Here is a 19,584-nt window from a genome sequence, read left to right as displayed (position 1 = left end):
TTAACCACGAGGTCATCCCTAAGCCGGTTGAGTTGTCGGCCGAAGCGCTGCAAGGCTCCGAAAGCCTTGCTCACGATCCCGCGAAATCGTTGCTCACGATCGTCTGAAATCTCTGCTCACGATCCCCTGAAATCCGCGCTCACGATCCCGCGAAACGCGCAGCCAGCATCTACAAATGGAAAGCCAAGTTTGGCGGGATGGAGGTCTCGGAGGCCAAGCGGCTGAGGACGCTGGAGGATGAGAACACGCGGCTGAAGCGGCTTTTGGCCGATCGTGGACGCCCACGGGATGAGCGAACGGCGGGCGTGTAAAGCCATCGGCTGTTGCCGCATGACCATCAGATATCGGACGACCCGGGCGGACGACGCGGCCCTACGCCAACGCATGAGAGCGATTGCCGAGGTGCGCCGTCGCTTCGGCTATCGGCGCCTGCATGTTCTGCTCAGGCGGGAGGGCTATCTGGTCAACCACAAGAAACTGTTCCGGCTCTACCGGGAAGAGAGGCTCGCGGTCCGTCGCCGTGGTGGCCGCAAGCGGGCGCTCGGGACCAGGGCGCCGATGGTGGTGCCGATAGCGCCGAATGACCGCTGGTCGCTCGACTTCGTCTCGGACCAGCTCACCGATGGCCGCCGCTTCCGCATCCTGACCGTGGTCGACGAGTGCACGCGCGAATGCCTGGCGTTGGTGGCCGACACCTCACTCTCCGGCACCCGTGTGGCGCGGGAGCTGGACCGGCTGATGATTGAGCGCGGCAAGCCCAAAATGGTGGTCAGCGACAACGGCATCGAATTGACCAGCAACGCCATCCTGACATGGGCCGACCAGAGCCGTGTCGACTGGCATTACATCGCGCCCCGCAAGCCGACGCAGAATGCCTTCATCGAAAGCTTCAATGGCTGTCTCCGAGACGAATTGTTGAACGAGACGCTGTTCACGTCGCTGGCCCAGGCCCGCGTCGAACTCGGACATTGGCGGGCCGACTACAACGATACGCGACCTCACTCGCAACTCGGATGGAAAACACCATCGGAGTTTGCCTTCACCTGCAACCCGCGACGGGATCTGGCGCTGCGCTATGCCGATGGCTCCGCGCCAGCTCCCGCCGCTGCCACCGCCCAACCGAGCAAATCCAACAGCCGGGGCGAACTCAGGACCGGATAAAACTTGATGTGGTGGAACGGCCCGCTCCAACAGCATCAAAGTGCTAGAACGTGGTCGTTGTTCGAACGCCACAAAGGAGGGACCGTTCCGTGAAACAGGTTATCACCATCGGGCTGGATCTGGCCAAGCACGTTTTCCAGGTTCACGGGGCGGATGCCGAGGGCTCACCCGTGTTCAACCGGAAGCTACGGCGCAGCGAAGTTCTGCGTTTCTTTGAGAAGCTGCCAGCATGCCTGGTGGGGATGGAAGCATGCGGTAGCGCCCACTATTGGGCGCGCGAGATCGCAGCTCTCGGTCATGAGGTCCGGCTCATTCCGCCGGCTTATGTCAAACCCTTCGTCAAGCGTGGCAAGACGGATTCGGCGGACGCTGAGGCCATCAGCGAAGCGGTGACCCGAAAGACCATGCGCTTCGTGCCGATTAAGACGGCTGAGCAACAGGCTGCCGCGATGGTGCTGAAGACCCCGCGCTCTTCTAGTGCGGCAGCGAACGCAATCGGTCAACGCGTTGCGCGCGCATCTGGCAGAATTGGGGATCATCGCCACCGCCGGCCTGGCAAAGGTTGAGGCGCTGGTCGCAATCATACGGGATGAGACAGATGCACGCCTGCCCGCAGCAGCGCGCTTCGCGCTGATGGCTATTGCCGACGAGATTGAAGCTTCAGCCGACCAGATCGAGAGGCTCGAGCGCGCAATCGTCGCGGAGGCCAAGCACGACGAAGGACATGCGTCGGTTGACCACGATCCCTGGCGTCGGCGCCATTACAGCGGCGACCATCAAAGCGCTTGTGCCGGATCCCGGCGGGTTCAAGTCGGCTCGCCACTTTGCCGCCTGGCTGGGATTGACGCCGCGGCCTCATTCAAGCGGAGGCAAAGAGCGGTTGGGACGAATATCGAAGATGGGAAATCCAGAACTCCGCTCTATCCTCGTTGTCGGGGCAACGGCCGTCTTGCGGCTTGTCCGAAACGACGTTCGGGCGCGGCCGTGGCTGAAGGCGCTTCTCGCCAGACGCCCCTTCAAGGTTGCCGCCGTCGCGCAGGCCAATAAGACGGCGCGGATCATCTGGGCGCTCCTGGACAAGGGTGAAATTTATCGGCGTCCCGACCCATTGGCGATTGCCGCGGTGACGCAGTGACCGCCAAAACGATCTGACCGGCGCAGGCCGGCAGAGGGCGAGGTGCAACAACAGGCGATGAACCCATGGGACGAAATCCCGAAACGAGTGAAGCTACTGCCCCCAATGCGCTCAAGCGCGTAAACTTGATTTAGCTCCTCGTTCCGCGGATCTCATCGAGGCCAGCGGCCATATTGTGCCGCGCGCAAAGGCCGGACATATGACCGCACCGTTCCAATGTGTGAAATCGACTGAAAAAGCTCTTGCCTCGCGGGCCGTTCCACATATGGGGGCAAGGTCACGTAGCCAACGCGTTAAGGGCCGCATCTTAGTGAGGCCTATAAATCGAGCGATATTTGCAGTGGCAGCCAATGAGATCGGTTAATCATTGTTCCTGACCGTTAGCTGACGATCGAGGTCGCAGCGGTCCGCTGGATGTGCCAGCTAAGAAGTGCATTCCAGACGTCTGCGGCTATGTACGAGCCGATTTGGACGCCATAAAACTGAATGGTTTTCACATAATTGACGCATTAGGACTGTTCAGCCTTTGCGAGAAGGCCGCAAGGGATCAAGTACACTCCCGCAGAAGCAGCAATGTCGCCCGGAGCTATCTGGTGCGGCAACTGCGAGCATCATGAAGTCTGGATTCCGCCGCCAATAGGAGAGCATGGCATGATGAGGGACAATTCATTGAAGACGAGATGAGGCCTCAAGAGCCGCCGACTTCGCATGCTCAAGCGTGATGTGCGCTCTGCCGGCGATGAGCAGTGAATGCCTGGCACCGATCAAGACTGCTTCGCCGCGGAGAGGCTCAATGGCGGACTTACATAAGTAGCGGGAAGATTCGATCGGCGGGTCGCCTAACTCAACGTACAGATCGTGCCGCCGCCCGTCCTCAGGCAACCGGCGGCACCGAGCGCAATTCGAGCACCAGAGGCATAACTAGAGGAGCGTGAGTGATGATAGACATCTACCGCTTTTGCGGATGGTGCGTTGTAGAGTGGTTCAGGAAAGCTGGGCCGAGAATCGCGGAGGTTGACTTGTTGCGCGACAACGTCCTCTACGTAGAGTTCAGGGCTATCCGAGAGGCAAAGGAGCGGGCGTGCGAGCGCAGGTGGTAGACAAGCTGGAGGCGGGCCGGGTGCAGCATGGCCGGTTCGCGACTGCTCCGGGATCAGGCCCTTGCGGTCTCTTCTTTGTGCAGGGGCCTTGCGGGTGTGAACTAAAGATAAGTGCATTTGTCCGTCCTGGGTGGGAGCATGTCGCTGTTTCGACACCGCGGCGTTGTCCAAACTGGGAGGAGATGTGCTTTGTCAAAGACATGTTCTGGGATGAAGAAGAGTGCGTCATGCAACTGCATCCGCCACATTCGCGTTATGTGAATAACAGCCGATATTGCCTTCATTTGTGGAGACCCATTTATCGAGACATTCCGATGCCGTCTCCGAGCTTCGTAGGCGTCGTTGGATTGAGTCCCTCAGATGCGGCAACGTTGTTCGCGCGGATGAGCGCGACAGCATGACGGACTGAGTTTACAATATCCGAGCACAAGGTGAGGCCGAGCGGGTGCACAAGCACCGGTTCGGCGTCCCGATGAGATGTCACAAGCGGGTGTATGTCAGGCTCGCTCGGCCGTTGCGGCGTGCAAGGCGGGCTGAGATGAAATGCCGCTGTCAAACAGGAGCAGCCTCAGAGCGAACAACAGCATCTCGCTCGCTGATAGCCGATCACGGGGCGAACTGGGGACGCGAATTGCGCGCTCTTTGGAGGCGAAGTTTTGGGCGCCGGGCGGCGCGGCACGATGAGGGTGAGATCGATCTCAAGCCCACGACCGAGCCTGGTTTGGTGAAGGCATCGTCTAACGCAGCCATCATCCTGACTGAAGCTGAAATTACACGAGCGCGACCTCTTTCACTGTGCAAGAGTCACTAGCTGGTCGGCCACCGCCTCACACCTGCAGCAGCGCCCGGAAGCTGGGACTGTCGCACAGCCAATTTGCCATGACGGCGATAGCTTCCCTAAGCTTGTGTGGTGGCCAGCTCCTCGTCAGTTTGCCGCGATATCGGTCGCAGGCAAGATGTGAGCAGCGCGCCCTCTGAGGAGACGCACGCGGAAGAAGCCGGTGAACCAGCATGTATAATCGAGTCGATGGCGAATACGCACATACTGAGCAAGCTGAGGAATCGAGTTGGCCCGCAGACGGTAGCGAATGTGCCCAAACACTCACCGAAATCGCGCGGCTGGAGAGCCTGGCGCCCGGCGAATTGTTCGATAGAATGGGGCTCTGCTTCAGCAAGCCGCATACCTCAGATGCAATCGATGATAGTTCAAACACCTCGGGCCTCAGCACATCCTCTCTGTCCTCCAGCTCCGAGTTATCCGTTGCCACTAGCCCTGTCCGTCCTCTGTTCGATTACAGGACGGCGGAATTGCCCCAAGCCAATGTCAGTGGAATCTGTGTTGGATTGGCCGCGGAGTGGCTCCTTGATCTCCCAAGCAGCGCTTCCTCCCGAATGGGGGTTCTGCTCCCGGGCACGGAAAATCACCGCTCGGCGGCAAGACGGCAGGAACAGTCTGAAAAGCTTAAGACTCAATTGAAAGAGGATAAGGCGGAAGGGTCTCACAATTTCCAGGCAAAAAGCACAATCTTGCGTGACGCCGGCCTAGAACCATCTGCTGAAGAGACGCGATATAGGTTTGGTACATCTTCGTGCATCGACAAGATCGTAAACGAGCTTGCGCAGGATCCATCCGTCCATTTGGTCAGCTTGAAATTCGTCCAACCTGGCGCCGGCACCCACACGATTGCAACGGCAACGTCGAATGGAACGACGATCCTCTCTGATCCTAACTATGGCGAATTTACTGTTCCGTCAGATCAGGTCGGAGGGTTGTTTAAGAGTCTTGCCGAGCGCTATAGCACCCTGAACAAACGTGATATTTCGGCGGTCGTCACACAAAGGATCAGGTATGGGCATCCCAATGCAACGGACCTTGCCCTATTCCCGCGCGCGGAACCTCATCGGTAGACACGAGGCAGCCGCATCGCCCGCCTTGTTTCACCCGCCGCGGTTTCTGTGGATGTTCAATCGATGCTCTCGATGGAAGTTCTCTGGAAGTAGTGCAGAGAGGGGAATGTTTAGCGACATAGGTTCGCCGGTCACTGAGGTTTGTGAGCCCCGCGCCATCGCGTGTCAGAGCAATCGCCTGCGCTTCCTCTCAGGCCGGACCGGCGGCCCGTTAGGCTAACCTCCTCGTAGGGTTGCGTTACCCGACGCCCAATCGCGCTCAGGGGGCCGGTCGGCAACCAAGCATCCACAGAGTCGGCACTAGCTGGAGCCGATCTGCTTCGGAATCACCGCCAGCCGCTTTTATAGTGAACTCACCAACCAAATAGCTGCTGCCGGGGGCATCGGCTTGCCGTCGCACCGGCGCCTCAAAGCCAGTCATCGCTCGCCACGAGCTCCGCGACAATCCGCCTTCTCTCGTCGCTGGACTTGATTGACGGCTTCGGTGAGGACCTCATCCGCGATCTGACTCAGTGATATTGCAGCGCTGTGTTGTTCCAAGCTTCTCAATGGAATTGTGCGCCGAGCTGGAGCACTCTTTCACGGATTAAAGTGCCGAATAGTGCGAGTGACATCGCGAAGTTTGGACGAGGAGTTCCTGCGCGGAGCGCTCGCATGGGGGGTATTTAGCTAATTCGGATGACCGGCGCCCGGTAGCGTGGATCCGATTACGCGGGAAGCAGCGGGGGCGCTGGTCGGGTGGATGGATCAGACGCTGTCTCTGCCGCGCATGCGCGACTGGTTGAAGTTAGCAGGAGCGTGACTCGGCGCCGAAATCCCCACGCATACTCGGGGCGAGCGCTGTCCCTACCACGCGCCGCTAACTTCAAGAGTCATTGTACACCGAATAGCTGTCCAAAAGCTGACGAACCCGACGGCATGCATCCGGCGAGAGCGCCTGCGCGGGTTCATGCCCTGCTGCCTAGCACCCAGCCATCTGCCTAGTGGACGACCAACGTAAAATATCGTTAGCATAGACACATTCCATCCCCTCAGCGCGTCGTGCCGGACGCGGTCCTGTCGCCGCCAAGGAACGGTCACAAGCAAGTTGAGCCGGGGCCTGCCGCCGCGCACATGGATAGGCCGATAGGCCCATGGGCTGTATTCTTCGTCGACTGGCAGGCTACAGACCGCTCGCTGCAAAAAACCCTGACATTATCGCCAGGGTTTTGCATGCCATCGAGAATTTAAGGAGGCCGATCAGAAGTCCATACCGCCCATGCCGGGGGCCGCAGGCATTGCTGGACCAGCCGTAGCCTTCTTCGGCAGCTCGGCAACCATCGCTTCCGTCGTGATCAGCAGCCCGGCCACCGAAGAGGCGTTCTGGACCGCGATGCGCACGACCTTGGCCGGGTCAATGATACCCTTGGAAACGAGGTTGCTGTACTCGCCTGTCTGGGCGTCGAAACCAAAAGAGTACTGCTCGTTGTCGAGGACCTTGCCGACCACGATCGAACCGTCCTCGCCGGCGTTGATCGCGATCTGGCGGGCCGGCCAGGACAGCGCCTTACGCACAATCTCGACGCCGGTCTTCTGGTCGTCGTTCTCGGTGCGCAGACCCTTGAGCTGCTCGGAAGCACGGAGCAGGGCGACGCCGCCGCCCGGGACGATGCCTTCCTCGACCGCCGCGCGGGTCGCATGCATCGCGTCATCAACGCGATCCTTGCGCTCCTTCACCTCGACCTCGGTCGCGCCGCCGACGCGGATCACCGCGACGCCGCCTGCGAGCTTGGCGAGACGCTCCTGGAGCTTCTCACGGTCGTAGTCCGAGGTGGTCTCCTCGATCTGCGCCTTGATCTGGGCCACGCGCGCCTCGATGTCGGCCTTCTTGCCGGCGCCGTTGACGATCGTGGTGTTCTCCTTGTCGATCATCACCTTCTTGGCGCGGCCGAGCATGTTGAGCGTGACGTTCTCGAGCTTGATGCCGAGATCTTCCGAGATCGCCTGGCCGCCGGTCAGGATCGCGATGTCCTGCAGCATGGCCTTGCGGCGATCGCCGAAGCCCGGAGCCTTGACGGCCGCGACCTTCAGACCACCGCGCAGACGGTTCACGACCAGGGTCGCAAGCGCTTCGCCTTCGACGTCCTCGGCGACGATGACCAGCGGCTTGCCGGTCTGCACCACGGCCTCGAGCAGCGGCAGCAGCTCGTTCAGCGAGGAGAGCTTCTTCTCGTTGATGAGGATGTAGGCGTCGTCCATCTCAACGCGCATCTTGTCGGCGTTGGTGACGAAGTAGGGCGAGATGTAGCCGCGGTCGAACTGCATGCCCTCGACGACGTCAAGCTCGGTCTCGAGCGACTTGGCTTCCTCGACGGTGATGACACCCTCGTTGCCGACCTTCTTCACCGCGTCGGCGAGGAACTTGCCGATCTCCTGGTCGCCGTTTGCCGAAATTGCGCCGACCTGGGCGATCTCGTCGTTCGAGGTGACCTTCTTGGAGTTCTTCTGAAGGTCCGCAACCACAGCCTCGACCGCAAGGTCGATACCGCGCTTGAGGTCCATCGGGTTCATGCCGGCGGCAACCGACTTGGCGCCTTCTCGCACAATCGCAGCGGCCAGGACGGTCGCGGTGGTGGTACCGTCGCCAGCAGCATCCGCAGCCTTCGAAGCGACCTCACGCACCATCTGGGCACCCATGTTCTCGAACTTGTCGTCGAGCTCGATCTCCTTGGCGACGGCAACGCCGTCCTTGGTAATTCGAGGTGCGCCGAACGACTTGTCGAGCACGACGTTGCGGCCTTTCGGACCGAGCGTGACCTGCACGGCGTTGGCGAGAATGTCGACACCGCGCAGCATACGGTCCCGCGCGTTTACTCCGAACTTCACTTCTTTGGCTGACATAGAAAATTCCTTCAGTCCCTATTAAGTCATCCTTTGGCGCGCCCGATGGGCTCTCCTCAGGAGGGGTGAGCTTTGCTGTGAATTAGGCGGCTTTCTTCTTGGAGAAGACATCGGTGAGAACACCCATCACGTCGCTCTCCTTCATAATCAACAGGTCTTGCCCATCGATCTTGACCTCGGTGCCGGACCACTTGCCAAACAGCACGCGATCACCGACTTCGATGTCGATCGGAATTAGCTTGCCGCTATCATCGTGGCCGCCCGGGCCAACTGCAATGACTTCGCCCTGCGATGGCTTTTCTTTGGCTGTGTCGGGGATGATGATGCCGCCGGCGGTCTTCTCTTCTGCGTCGATACGCTTGACCACGACGCGGTCGTGAAGCGGACGGAATTTCATAGAGGTCTCCTGAGCGTCTGAACAAGTTGGAGTTAAGCACAATGTGACAAGCAGCCCGTAGCAAGAGTCAGGCCAGAAATGCGCTAAGCGATCTGCCCTTCCAGTTCCGCTGAAGCATTCAGCGGCTGCGCGTGTGTTGTCCAGAAGCAAACGCGTAGAGGTGCACCAGCCCGCCCGCTGTCGTGAAAATGACATTGCGTTTCTTCGAATACTGCTTTGATCCCGGGAACACTTCAACGCTGCTCCGGGGGCCGTTGGACAGTTCGGAAGACTGCGCGTGTTGGCGGCGGTGCCGGCATTGCACGTGATCGCCTGACGGCACCATCTAGCAGCTGTGGCGGACAAAGCGTGCGGTCCACAAGCGGTGTCCAGCGGCGGCGCTCAAACCCTATTGAATTCACCCTGGTCATCGTGCCGGCAGCACTTGAAGAAATTTGCACGCGCCGCGAAAGCTTGATTGCGCCGGACATCGCGTACCGCTGTGCTTTCACGGTTGCGTTCCTCGCCTGCGTTTCCGAGGAAGAGAGTGCCGGGAGCTACTATCTGAGATGGCGGCCATGAGCCGAGAGCGCGCATTTTTGCGCAATTGTCATCGAGATGAGGGGCTGTTGCTATGCACGAGGGGCCACTCTGCTCGGCACGTGCCATAAATCATATCCGGCAGGTGGCGCTTGAACCAAGGCGTTCTTTCGGCTGGCAAAAAGCCAAGACGGCGATCTGACTCACTGAGGCCGCATTTTCCGGCGATAGGGTCGAGAATTGCATCGCGAGGTGCTCGATAGACTCCCTCCTTTTGATGTCGATGGCATCCAAACAGCTGTCGAGGATCGAAGGGATTGGCGGATTTAAGAGCAATATACCTTGATATACGTTGTGCAGCTGCTTCCGGCGTGTGATCGACTTCCAAGTCAAAATTCATCCGATCTCCGCGCACCATGGAAGAGCATCTGTGTCGTCCGTAGAAGTACATCAGCACATCGTCTCACTTCTGCAGAAGCCGAATCCGGTCATCCTGGATATTGGCTGCAATGATGGGACTGATACGCAAAAGTTCCTCGAGCTGTGCCCGCAACCCGAGCTTTACTGCTTTGAGCCGGACCCCCGAGCGATCGCGCGCTTCAAGAAGAAGCTCGGTCCATCCCTCAATAAGGTGAAGCTGCTAGAAATTGCCATCAGTGACCGAAACGGGACGATCGACTTCCATCCGAGTAATGCAGATGGGGATGCGAAAGATTGGGACCTGTCCGGTTCAATACGCCGCCCAAAGAATCATCTTACCGAGTATGATTGGGTCCGGTTTGATCGGCCTGTCTCGGTTGAAACACGGCGGCTTGACGACTGGTGCAGCGAAGCCAAATTGGACGGAGTCGATTTCATCTGGATGGACGTTCAGGGAGCCGAAGCCGACGTTATCGCCGGCGGTATGCGGACCTTGAGCAACACGCGCTTTATCTACACCGAATATAGTGATCGCGAGCTCTACGAAGGGCAGTTGAGCCTGCAAGCCATTCTTAGCTTATTGCCATCATTTGAAGTGGCGGCTCACTATCCGCGCGCAGTGGAAGGTGATGTATTGCTCAGGAATACGCGTGTCTAGCAGCTACTCATATCTAGCGTCTCATTCATGCCGCGCCTGATCAACGGACTCTGTGATGGCCGCACCCGCACAACGGTGATCGTCAAGGCGGGCGGCTATCGTTAGCCCGATTGGTGTGCGGTTTCGGGCCGGCGTGAGCGCCAGCCGGTCCGTAGGGTGCGGCCAGCGCCATGGCAGTCAGCGGGTCCATCCGATCCTGAGGAGCTAAGGCCGTGGCGCCGTGGCGCTGCCGTGGCGATCGGACAGCCGATGTAGCAGCAAGGCGTTCGCACATTCATGACGCCGCTTCGTCGGTTCCGCTCTACCGGCAGTCGCCAGGATCTACTGCCGATCACGCCAATCCATCGCGCGGCCTCGTCGGCGCGCCCCAAACCGGGTCTAGCTTGCTAATGTCACTCCATCCCAACGGCAGAGGGCTGGCTGTATTGGAGGGCTGACATGGGTCTCTTCAGCCGGAAGATGGCCGGTTAGGCGATGCGCGATCTCATGCGGCCGCAGCGTCTCTTCCGCGCCGTCGATGCCGATCCGCCAGCAGCGGCCAAGAGCCAGATTGATCCATCATTCCGATGGAGGTGCACGGTACGCTTCACATCAATGTCGTACTGCCCTTGCCAGTGTCGGCGTGCCGCATCGATAAGCGGCAAGGTCGAGTGCCAGGATATTGCGCCGTGCAGTGCTGCACCGTGCGCCCAGGCGGCACAGCCCGCGAGAGTCGAGCCCCGTCGCTCGGTGATTTGGAAAGTTCGTCGGTTGAACCGCGAGCCGTTGCGCAGAAATTCAGGTAGATCCCGCTCGGCACGTCAATGATCGGGCAGGGGCGTAGAGGCTCAAAAAACATCGCCGTGTTTGGATGACGAACGAATGGTCCAGGATACGAGGTTTCGTTTTGAAGGAGGGAGAGCCCAGTAGTGTCTTTGTTCACATTGAAACAAGGTCGCCACGTCCTCAGCAGCAGACCACTTCATGACGCCGGTCCGGTAATCCATTCGCGTGGCCTGTTGCCCGCGCCTGATCCCCTTACTTCATGGAAAGCCGGGCTGTATTGCAGTTCCGAGCAGGGCGAGGCCAGCACTCTGAAGCGTTCCCTCGTTTAAAGCTGCGTGCTGGGCAACCACGAAGCTGTCGCACATGGCGCGTGCTAGATTGCTGCTGGTATAGAGCGCCTCAGTTCCAGCAAGACCGCTCGAGATCCTGCAGACCTCAGCGCCCTGCCGCGCGGCGTTCGTCGCGGCGAGCCGCACTTGCATCGTGGTGCTCAGATTTACCTCGCCCGTGAGCGCTTGCTTCCACAGCTCTTCCGTGGCCTCGTAAAAGAAGGAACGAGCGGAACGTAGCATGGATTCGGCTTTGGCGATTTCAAGTTGGACATAGCCGCGCTGAGCCATCACGGGCGCTCCAGTGATCGAGGCGCGGCTTCCGGCCATGGCGATCACCTCGTCTATTGCGGCTCGCGCAATCCCGATGCCGACGATCGCATGCGCTTGCGCAGCGAAAGCGACGGACGGATAACGATAGATCGGCCCATCAAGTGTCACCGGACCGCCGCGGATCAAGGTCCATTGCTCTGGCACAATGACGTCGCTGACGACAACGTCGTGGCTTCCGGTGCCTCGTAGTCCGATGACGTCCCAATTGGGCCGGATTGTCACCTTCTCTGCCGGAATCACCGCTACACGCGGGAGGTCTCCGGCCGGATCGTCTTCCAGTGTTATACCAACTCCTATCAAATCCGCCCCGGGCGAGCCGCTAGCGAATGGCCACACGCCGTTCACGACAAATCCGCCGGCGCATCGCCTGGCGGGCTGGAGCGGGAAGAGCGCACCCGCCAATACGACGTCAGGTCCATTGGCGTACACTTTTCGAAGCGTGTCGTCCGGAAGAGCAGCGAGGTAGCGAGCTCCATCCCCGAAGCTGGCGACCCAACCGGCGGATCCGTCGGCCTCGGAGATGCGCTCGATCTGGCGGCAAAATTCGGCTGGTGTTCGCTCCTCGCCGCCGAATCGCTTCGCGACCATAGCCCGATAGATACCGATGCGCCTGAAGCCGTCGATGATCTCTTTTGGAATTTCCTGCGCGGGGCCAAACTCGTTGCGACGCGCACGGATCTCGACAAGTAGCGGCGACAGATTATCCCAGGTCGCAGCCGCGGTGTGGGATACAGGACATTGCTTTTCGGGTGAAGCGTTCATAGATCGTCCTCCGCGTCTTGTGCCGACCATGGTCGTGCGTCAGCCATTGACTGCGCACGGGGCGAAGCTGGGTGATACGATACCGGCTGGAGGACATTCTCAGAGCTGTCGCAGTTGATATCGCTTGCATGAGATTGCGCACGGTAGCTTCCCAATTTAAGGGCCGGGAAGCCAGACTGAGATGTAGCTGTTGCCGTTGCATGGAGGCTGGCCGGCAAAACAGCCGGTAGACGGCGGCGCGACATCGGCCCGTGGTTGCCGGGCTGGATCTCCGGCGGCTGGTCGGGGGGGCATGCGATGTCATGTCTTCTCCATGGACGTGTGCTCATACGTCGGACAAGCCGGGTCGAGCCAAGTTTGGAGGTAAACGGTACGAGAGGCCCACGGAGCCACGGACTTGGTGCGGACGGCCTACGCACCGCGCTTGAAGCGTATAGGCATCCAGAACTGCCGGAGGGCCTCGACGGTTGCTGGAATGTTGCGCCAGGCGTTTTGGATGATGGGCTGCGTTCCCAGCGTGCGCCGGGCCGGGGGTAGCAAGGGTCGACCGGCGTCGTCGATGCAATGGACCAAGATCGGCCGCAGCATAAGGTGTTCGGTTCCATTCGGGGGGAGAAGCCGCGACCAGACGAGAAGCCGAAGCTTCATGACGGCGTAGAAGCCCATGCACCAGGGCTGCGGGTCGACTTCGCCGTCCGGTGATCGCACGAACAGCGGCTCGAAGCTCTCCGGTCTCGTCGACAGCGTCTCGCTGATAGCGTTGTGGCGCATCAGCGTGGCGGCGATTGCCGAGAACTCCTCGGTGTCGTGATTGAAGGCGTCGGGATCTACGCCGAGGAGCGGGCACACCCATTCCTCGGACGCCATCGAGACCGGCCCGGCGACGACCGCGGCCACCGCGCCATCGAGCATGGAGAGCGACGTCGCCCGCGGATGCCGAAGCGTCGGCGACCTGGCGCGCTTGCTGATCCATTGCCCGAGCCGTTCGAACGACATGGCATAGTCCGCCATCGTCGTCTTGCGTGCTTTTCGCGTTCCCCGCCCTTGCTTCGGCTTCGTCATGCCACGGCCCGCTTTTCGGCTTCGCGTGCGGCCTTCCAGTTCCAGGCCAGAAGTTCGTGAAGCTGGTTGGTCTTCGTGGCGCCGCTCACCATGCGATCGAGAACGTCGACGAGATACGCCTCGGGGTCGAGGCCATTCAATTTCGCTGTGTTAAGAAGCGAAGCGAGTATCGCCCAGGTCTCGCCCCCGCCTTCGTCACCACTGAACAACGAGTTCTTTTTTCCGATCGCAATTGGCCTGATCGATCGTTCGACCGTGTTGGTGTCCGGCTCGAGCCGCCCGTCATCCAGGAACGTCGTCAGGCCCTGCCAGCGTTCGAGCATGTAGTCGATCGCCTTGATGAGCGTCGAGCGGCGGGAGATCCCGTCCTTCACCGCGATCAGACGGGCCCTCAACGCCTCCATCAGCGGCTTCGTCTCGGCCTGTCGCGTCGCGCGGCGTTCCCCAGCATCGAGACCGCGGATCCTCTCCTCGATCGCGTAGACGGCCGCAATGCGCTCGATGACCTCCGCGGCGAAGGGTGAGTTCGTCGTCTTGTGCACCCTCACGAAGTTGCGGCGCGCGTGAACGAGACAATACGCCAGCTGGATCTGGCCCGACATCATCGCATCGCCCGCCAGCGAGGCGTAGGCGGCATAGCCGTCGACTTGCAGCACGCCTTCGAAGCCGGCTAACTGCGCCACGATCTCCTTTTTGCCGCGACCACCTGCGAACACGTAGGCGACCGCCGGCGGCGCCGGCCCCTTCCACGCCCGATCGTCCGTCGCGTGCGCCCAGAACTGGCAGATCCTCGTGCGGCCGCGTCCCGGATCGAGCACTGGCATCGGCGTCTCGTCGCAGAACAGCCGCTCGAAGCCGTGCATAGTCTTCAGTTGCAGATCGTAGAGGCCCCTGACCAGCCACGCCGCGCTCCCCATCCAGCGCGCCAGCGTCTGACGGTCGACGACGACACCCTGACCCGCCAGGATCTGCGTCTGGCGATAGAGCGTCGATTGCCAGGCATATTTGGCCGCGGCGATATGCGCGATCAGCGCCGTCGTTGCCATGCCGCCCTCGACGAGCCGCGCCGGTGCCGGGGCCTGGACAATCGGGCCCTCACAGGAGCGGCAGGCGTATTTTGGACGGATCGTGCGGAGCACGCGCAGCCACGCGGGAACCCGATCGAGCGCTTCGCTGCTCTCCTCGCCGATCCGATGCATCTGACCCGTGCAGCACGGGCACAGCGTGGACGCCGGCTCGATCACCCGCTCGACCCGAGGCAGATGCGCCGGCAGCGCGCCGATGTTGCGCTTCGCTTTGCGCCGCTCCGGCCGCGGCGCGTCCGGTTTGTCGTCATTGGCCGGGAGCTGTGAGCCGGCGGTCCGTTCCAGATCAAACGCGATCTGTTCGGCGCAGACGATCGCCGCGCGCTCCGATCGTGCGCCGAAGATCAGGCTCTTCAACGTGGCGATCTCTGCGCGCAGATCATCGTTCTCGCCTTCGAAAGCCAGCACCATCTCGGCAAGAGCCGCAGGGTCAGAGGGGAGATCTTCGGGGCGAAGCGCCATATCGCAGAGCTACACGAACGCACTCGCAATCGCCAGCAAAACAAGACGCTTCAGGCAACCTTCGTCGGCCGCTTCGTCACCTTCGGGACCACACGCGACCACTCCGCAAGACCTTCAATCAGCATCGCCAGTTGCGCCCCCGTCACCGGCATCGTACCCTCGCGAACAGGTGGCCAGGCAAAGCCCCCATTCTCCAGCCACTTCGTCGCTAGAACCATTCCCGAGCCGTCAAAAACCAGTAGCTTCAAACGATCCGATCGCTTCGATCGGAAGACATAAACGTCACCGCTGTAGGGCTTGCCGCCTAATCCCTCCGCTACCAGCGCGACAAGGCCATGAACGCCTTTACGAAAGTCAATCGGCTGCGTCGCGACGAACACACGGACCATTGGACCGAAAGAGATCATCGCGTCGATCTCACCGCCGCCAGCACGCGCTCCAGCGTCGCGGCGTCGACGCCGACGGGCACGCGCACCGTCGCGCCCGCGATCATCACCTCGATCCGCTCGGCCGGATCCGTCAGAACATGCGCCTTATCGATCGCGTTCGGCTGCGCCTCGACGGCGGCCTGGAGCCTGACTTGCACGAACTGCGGCGCTTCGCTCGACGCGAGCCGCGCCTGGCGCCGCCACACACTGAGCAGTCCCCGGTTCACCCCGTTGCGTCGAGCCACCTCGGAAATGCTCGTCTCCGGATCGGCACTCTCGGCCACGATCCGCGCCTTCTCCGCATCGCTCCAACTGCGCCGTCGCCTCTCCCCTGTGATCACCTCGATCCGCTGATAGGAGGCGGCATCATGCCCGTCTTGATGTCTGTCTTGATGCATGGAACGAGCGTCCCTCGCGTTGTCAAATCCACGCGCGAGTCTCGCTCATCCCGTCCACCTAAACGAGGTGGGGTCGTCGTACCGCTATCGTTTGGAGTTCCTGAGCTATGCTCGGGAGGGCGCTCAAGCCTGCGACTTAGTTTTCCATCGTCTCAGCAATCGGCGTGCCATTAAGCATGTCTGCCGGCCTTGTCCGAATCTCGCGAGATCATTCCGCCGCGCCGTGCCACACATGCTCGTGTCTTCGTGTATACTTTCCGCCAATGTCATTGACTCAACAAGCCGCAAGCAAACCGACAGAAGCGGACCTCGATCGCCGACCGGCCAGATTCAACGTTAGTGCCAAAATTAAGACCCGCTCCGATCTCCCGATGCTACCAACAGCCCAATAGCTGTTCGTGCGACTGCGGGGAGCGCCTGGTTAGAAGCGGACCTCCAGACAGCTGGTGTTCAGCAAACGCACGGAGCTCAAGACGCTGAATTACGCGATCAAATCTGTTCGAGGCACTGCAAGAGTACCCGGCTCATGCAAGCAAAGACAAGGCGCGCTTCGAAGAGGCCCCGGGGAGCTTAGGAGGCTCGTTGCAGCACACGAGCCGTCTACCTTCTGTCCTACAGGACGCAAGAAATTCGGGCAGAATTCTGACCTGTCGACCTCTTTTGCAGCCGCCGGCGCCTCCCTCTTCGGCGGTTTTCCAATGCTGAGATTTTGGCCGAGCTTGCCAAATTCGCGCAGCATGCCTGCGCCACGAGCGTTACGACTGATGAGGGATCCACGTTCTGAAGCTAGTCTTCTGTTTCCTACTGAGCGACGCCGTGGTTGAAGAGCTTGCTTGCCAAATCTATCGGTTGTTAGATGATTTCTGGCTGGCAGACGCGGTGCGCAACATTTGAATCATTGTTCTGGTATTCGCCTGGGCGGACAAATCTGGCACAACTTACTGTGTCCGCAGCGACTAACAACCTGATGGGTTTCGCGTACACGCTATGCAATTTGCGAGCTGCCAGTTTCGTCTCGTGTCGAACTCGTTATGGAGGACGGATAGTAAATTGTCCAAAGCGGGCGGGTCGCGCGACTGTGTGCAATATCAGGCAGCGCATGCGAGATCGTGGTGAAAACAACCATGCTTTCAACGGCCTTATCATTGCGGGCCGGGTCCTTGGCGGCGAACGAGACTATCATAACGAATGATGGCAGTCCTGCTGGTTGTTCTATGTGATCTGCAGCCCTGGCTGAGCTTGGTGATAAAGCAACACCATTCATGGCGTGCTCGATCGGAGCTAGAAGATCTCAGGATCGTCGCCGGAGCTATGGCGGAATCTGGGTGATGACGGTGTGAGGAAGGCGGCGTATCGAGGCGGGTGACGAGCCTGCCAGAACCTCTCGAGGAGAGCGATACGCCATGACCGAGACTACCAATGTTCTTGCTTTCCGTCAGCCGTCCGCGGTTGATGATCCACTGACCGATATCGTTCGTGCCGGCGCGCGGGACCTGCTTGCCAGGGCGATCGAGATCGAGGTTGGCGCGTTTCTGGCCAGCACGGCCAATCTGACGCTGCCCGACGGTCGAGCGCGCCTGGTCCGACATGGGCACGGTCCGGTGCGCGAGATTGCGACCGGCATCGGTCCGGTGGAGGTCGCTCGTCCCAAGGTCCGCGACCGCGGAGCGAGCGGGCCAGGCGACCGCCTCCGCTTCAGTTCGGCAATCCTGCCGCTATGGGCGCGGCGGACGAAGAGCCTGGATGCCTTGATCCCGGTCCTCTATTTGCGCGGCATCTCGACCGGCGACTTCCAGGAGGCGCTCTCGGCGCTGCTCGGCAAGGATGCGCCGAACCTGTCGCCTTCGGTGATCGCCGGCCTGAAGGCCGATTGGCAGGTCGAGTACGAACGCTGGCAGAGACGCGATCTGTCGGCGCGTCGCTATGTCTACATCTGGGCCGATGGCGTGTACCTGCAGGCCCGCATGGAAGATCACAGCGAATGCATGCTGGTGCTGATTGGCACCACGCCGGAAGGCAAGAAGGAGCTGATCGGCTTCCAGGTCGGCGTGCGCGAGAGCGCGCAGAGCTGGCGCGAACTCCTGATCGACCTGCGGCAACGCGGGTTACGGATTGCCCCGCAACTCGCCATCGGCGACGGCGCCCTCGGCTTCTGGAAGGCACTGGACGAGGCCTTTCCCGGCACGCGGCACCAACGATGCTGGTGCCATAAAGTGAGCAACGTACTCGACAAGGTCGCCAAATCCGTGCAGGGCCCCATGAAGAACGACCTGCGGAACATCTATCTGGCCCCACACCGGGCCGAAGCTGAAACCGCGATCGACGTCTTCGTCGAGAAATACCACGTCAAATACGGACGTGCGGTGGAGTGCCTGATCAAGGATCGCCATGCGCTGCTCGCCTTCTTCGACTTCCCTGCTGAGCACTGGATCCACCTACGCAGCTCGAACCCGATCGAGAGCGTCTTCGCCACGGTGCGCCACCGAACGGTGCGGACCAAGGGATCGCTGTCGCAACAAACTGCGAAGCTGATGGTGTTCAAGCTCATCGACGCCGCATCGAAGACCTGGCGGCGATTGAAGAGCACGAACCAGTTGCCGAAAGTCATCGCCGGTGTAAAGTTCATCGACGGAATCGAAGTCATTCCGAACACTGAAAGCCACGCCGCCTGATCAGGCCGCGTCACCCAAAATCAGCCATAGCTCTCGTCGCCGGCTCTGGAGTTCACAGCCAGGCAATGCGCTTCATCGCTATCTGCTACCGGAACCACGCTATTGGGTTTGCAACTCAATATGGAGGCATGAACGCTGTCGGACGCGTTAGGTGCGTTTCTTGATGCTCGCCGCGTGTTGCTAACATGAGTAGGTAGAACATGAGGAGAATCAAGACGCCACGCATACCGAAGGACTTCCCGAAGTGATCATTATTATGGAGCGGATGGTATCCGGGGCATTTGTCGCAGACGGTGGACCAAACAGCGGAACGGAAGGGCCGTATCACACGGCAGATGATTCGCCTCGGGTGTGAATGTGCTAGCGTCAGCTGACAATATCGACCTTACCGGTGCCGATCCGATACAGGCCTCCGACGACTTTCAGCCGGTTCTGCTCAACTGCAGCCGTCAGAATCGGGCCCGTCGATCTGAGTTTGTTCACATTGTCGATCACATTTTTTCGGGTTGCGTGGGCGGATATATCGCCGGCTTGCCCTAGAGATGCGTTCACCGCGGGAGCAAGTGCGGTCACCAGGGATGAAATGTGCCCTGGCGGCGGCTTATCTTGATGGAGCGACTTGATCGTAGCGTCTATCGCGCCGCAATGATCGTGGCCTAGTACGAGGATTAGCGGCGTGTTCAGTACTGCGACCGCATATTCCATACTGGCGAGCGTATCATCATTAGCGAAGTTGCCGGCGACGCGGCAGACAAACAGATCACCGAGCCCGCTGTCGAACACAAGTTCGGGCGCCACGCGAGAGTCGGCGCAGCTCAAAACCGCCGCATATGGATTTTGGCCTTCGACCAAAGCCGAACGCTCGCGCCTGAAATCGTCGGCTCGCGATGTACCCTGGACATAACGATCGTTTCCCATCAGCAGCCGCTTCAGGGCAGCATCTGGCGACAGCAGGTTATCTGGCTTGGGCGTGCCTTTTGCTTCCCTTGCATCGGCAATTTTATTGCCGAATCGTAGGAAAACTGTCGAAGCAGCAAACAACAACAGCGAACGGCGCGAACGCGCAGTGCTGGTTAAATGGTTCATATTTGGAGAATTGGCTGCATGCAT

At 60.2% G+C, this 19,584-nt stretch carries 13 protein-coding genes and 2 pseudogenes; 7 read left to right on the top strand and 8 right to left on the bottom strand.

The window, feature by feature from the left end:
* Positions 1-161: 161 nt before the first annotated feature.
* From ACVJ19_RS43275 to ACVJ19_RS43255, 5 genes and pseudogenes are all read left to right on the top strand, one after another.
* Positions 162-1,161 (top strand): annotated as a pseudogene (locus tag ACVJ19_RS43275) (IS3 family transposase); the annotation flags it as partial.
* 89 nt (positions 1,162-1,250) lie between these two features.
* Positions 1,251-2,296 (top strand): annotated as a pseudogene (locus ACVJ19_RS43270) (IS110 family RNA-guided transposase).
* Between the two features lie 938 nt (positions 2,297-3,234).
* On the top strand, positions 3,235-3,396 hold the full coding sequence (locus ACVJ19_RS43265; protein WP_014497793.1) for a hypothetical protein: 162 nt from the start codon (positions 3,235-3,237) through the stop codon (positions 3,394-3,396).
* On the top strand, positions 3,378-3,797 hold the full coding sequence (locus ACVJ19_RS43260) for a DUF7694 domain-containing protein (protein WP_011084853.1): 420 nt from the start codon (positions 3,378-3,380) through the stop codon (positions 3,795-3,797). Before ACVJ19_RS43265 ends, ACVJ19_RS43260 begins: the two co-directional genes overlap by 19 nt.
* Positions 3,798-4,407: 610 nt before the next feature.
* Complete coding sequence (locus tag ACVJ19_RS43255; protein WP_453947769.1) at positions 4,408-5,304, top strand: YopT-type cysteine protease domain-containing protein; 897 nt, start codon at positions 4,408-4,410, stop codon at positions 5,302-5,304.
* A 1,239-nt stretch (positions 5,305-6,543) separates the two neighbouring features.
* Here ACVJ19_RS43255 and groL read toward each other — a convergent pair.
* On the bottom strand, positions 6,544-8,184 hold the full coding sequence (gene groL / locus ACVJ19_RS43250) for a chaperonin GroEL (protein ID WP_011084855.1): 1,641 nt from the start codon (positions 8,182-8,184) through the stop codon (positions 6,544-6,546).
* An 82-nt stretch (positions 8,185-8,266) separates the two neighbouring features.
* On the bottom strand, positions 8,267-8,581 hold the full coding sequence (locus ACVJ19_RS43245) for a co-chaperone GroES (RefSeq protein ID WP_011084856.1): 315 nt from the start codon (positions 8,579-8,581) through the stop codon (positions 8,267-8,269).
* Positions 8,582-9,530: 949 nt separating this feature from the next.
* Between ACVJ19_RS43245 and ACVJ19_RS43240 the strand changes: the two genes are divergently transcribed.
* Complete coding sequence (locus ACVJ19_RS43240) at positions 9,531-10,178, top strand: FkbM family methyltransferase (protein WP_028144322.1); 648 nt, start codon at positions 9,531-9,533, stop codon at positions 10,176-10,178.
* 1,022 nt (positions 10,179-11,200) lie between these two features.
* On the opposite strand, the gene ACVJ19_RS43235 is transcribed toward ACVJ19_RS43240, so the two are convergent.
* The 5 genes from ACVJ19_RS43235 to tnpA form a co-directional block, all read right to left on the bottom strand.
* A complete protein-coding gene (locus tag ACVJ19_RS43235; RefSeq protein WP_453947768.1) occupies positions 11,201-12,367 on the bottom strand; it encodes a flavin-dependent monooxygenase in 1,167 nt (388 codons plus the stop codon).
* A 411-nt stretch (positions 12,368-12,778) separates the two neighbouring features.
* Positions 12,779-13,429, bottom strand: a complete 651-nt coding sequence (locus ACVJ19_RS43230; RefSeq protein ID WP_063712394.1) for a UPF0149 family protein — start codon at positions 13,427-13,429, stop codon at positions 12,779-12,781.
* Positions 13,426-14,976 carry an IS66 family transposase gene (gene tnpC / locus ACVJ19_RS43225; protein ID WP_035681142.1) on the bottom strand — a complete coding sequence of 517 codons (1,551 nt, stop codon included), beginning with the start codon at positions 14,974-14,976 and terminating at the stop codon, positions 13,426-13,428. The genes ACVJ19_RS43230 and tnpC overlap by 4 nt, the downstream gene beginning before the upstream one ends.
* Before the next feature lie 50 nt (positions 14,977-15,026).
* Positions 15,027-15,383, bottom strand: a complete 357-nt coding sequence (gene tnpB, locus ACVJ19_RS43220; RefSeq protein WP_018273742.1) for an IS66 family insertion sequence element accessory protein TnpB — start codon at positions 15,381-15,383, stop codon at positions 15,027-15,029.
* Entirely contained in the window at positions 15,380-15,802 is a 423-nt protein-coding gene (gene tnpA / locus ACVJ19_RS43215; RefSeq protein ID WP_424578819.1) for an IS66-like element accessory protein TnpA, read from the bottom strand. The genes tnpB and tnpA overlap by 4 nt, the downstream gene beginning before the upstream one ends.
* Before the next feature lie 1,403 nt (positions 15,803-17,205).
* On the opposite strand from tnpA, the gene ACVJ19_RS43210 reads away from it, so the two are divergent.
* Positions 17,206-18,474 carry an IS256 family transposase gene (locus ACVJ19_RS43210; RefSeq protein ID WP_038952271.1) on the top strand — a complete coding sequence of 423 codons (1,269 nt, stop codon included), beginning with the start codon at positions 17,206-17,208 and terminating at the stop codon, positions 18,472-18,474.
* Positions 18,475-18,840: 366 nt separating this feature from the next.
* Here ACVJ19_RS43210 and ACVJ19_RS43205 read toward each other — a convergent pair whose 3' ends face one another.
* Positions 18,841-19,584: a carbonic anhydrase gene (locus ACVJ19_RS43205; protein WP_026312601.1), complete on the bottom strand. Its 744-nt coding sequence runs from the start codon at positions 19,582-19,584 to the stop codon at positions 18,841-18,843.

The sequence above is a fragment of the Bradyrhizobium sp. USDA 376 genome (genome assembly GCF_054063675.1).
This window is presented reverse-complemented; position numbering and strand designations above follow the sequence as displayed.